The sequence below is a fragment of the Microvirga sp. P4_G7 genome (assembly GCF_056401005.1).
The window spans coordinates 1-1,417 of the sequence record NZ_JBFUKD010000827.1; the positions used below are offsets into that span (position 1 = coordinate 1).

The following is a 1,417-nucleotide window of genomic DNA, read 5'->3' on the forward strand; positions in this document are numbered from 1 at the left end:
GGTGCTCGGTGGAACGCCCGAGTTGAGCGACGAGCTTGTGCGATTCACCGGAATTGCCCTCAAATGAGTAGTGACAACTCCCGGGCGTAGCGATGTCTGCGGGTTTACTGGGCTGCGGCGTTCCTCATGGGCGTCGCAGCCATTTTCTTTTTCGGTTACAGATTGCCAGACCTATCCGGAGTGTACCGTGCTGTTCTCCACTGATCATGCCCTCGCCGTCGCCGCCATCTTGAAGCGGGCGTCCGAGGCGGAAATCCTGCCCCGGTTCCGCAATCTGTCGGATGATGCGATTCGGCATAAAAGCTCCGTCCGCGATCTTGTTACCGACGCCGATGAGGCGGCGGAGCGGATGATACAATCCGAACTCCACAAGAAGTTTCCTGATGCCTTCGTAGTTGGAGAGGAGGCGACGGAAAAGGATCCGTCGCTTCTGAGCAAGCTCGCCGATGCGGACCTCGCCTTCATCGTCGATCCCGTCGATGGGACCAAAAACTTCTCGTCAGGCTTGCCGCTGTTCGGATCCATGGCCGCTGTCGCGGTGAAAGGGGAGATCGTCGCCGGGATCATCCACGATCCGATCGATGGGGACTGGGCTATCGCCGTGAAGGGTGAGGGCGCCTGGATCGAGCATGGAGACGGCCGGCGCAGCCGTCTACACGTTTCATCCGCCACACCGCTCGCCGAAATGGAGGGATGCGCGTCCTGGCATTACCTGAAGGAGCCCCTTCGCTCGCGCGTTGCATCACGCCTGCCGCGCGTTGCGATCTCCATGAGCTATCGCTGCGCGGCGCATGAGTACCGCATGGCGGCATCGGGCCATTGTCACTTCTTACTCTACTCGAAGCTGATGCCGTGGGACCATGCAGCGGGCTGGCTGCTGCATCATGAGGCCGGCGGATATTCCGCACGCTTCGATGGATCGGCCTACCACCTCTCCCATCTCGACGGCGGCATGCTTTGCGCGACCGACGAAGAAAGCTGGCACGCACTAAAAGGCGCGCTGCTTGAAGACTAGATGATCCAGAAGGCGTCTTTCGTCAGGTCGATGTTGCCGCCGACCACCGCGAACTTGATCTGCGCCTTGGAGCCCGTGCCGTCAGGGTCGTAGTAGAGTGAACCGCTGGCCTTGTCGTAAATGATGCGATCCGAGGTATCGTGAGCCTTCGCACCGGCCCAGAAGGCGTCCTCGGAAAGGGGACCCGCACCGATGTTGGCAAACATCCCTGCTTTGAGATTGATGCGATCGGCCCAAGGATTGAAATCGACAATCGTGTCGACATTCGTCTTGGCGTCCAACTTGGTGTCGAAGACGAACTGATCGTAGCCATCGCCCCCTGAGAGATAATCCTTCCCGGCGCCGCCCGAGAGCGTGTCGTTTCCAGAATCTCCGAACAGGCGATCGTTACCTGCATCGCCC

At 59.8% G+C, this 1,417-nt stretch carries 2 protein-coding genes; one reads left to right on the plus strand and one right to left on the minus strand.

Going from position 1 to position 1,417, the window contains the following annotated elements; genetic code table 11:
- Positions 1-187 precede the first annotated feature (187 nt).
- Positions 188-1,015, plus strand: coding sequence for an inositol monophosphatase family protein (locus tag AC1DT3_RS21055; protein ID WP_477467138.1), 828 nt, complete (start codon positions 188-190; stop codon positions 1,013-1,015).
- On the opposite strand, the gene AC1DT3_RS21060 is transcribed toward AC1DT3_RS21055, so the two are convergent.
- Positions 1,012-1,417 (minus strand): M10 family metallopeptidase C-terminal domain-containing protein (locus AC1DT3_RS21060; RefSeq protein WP_477467139.1); only part of this gene is annotated, 406 nt, incomplete at its 5' end. The two genes, AC1DT3_RS21055 and AC1DT3_RS21060, sit on opposite strands and share 4 nt — an antisense overlap.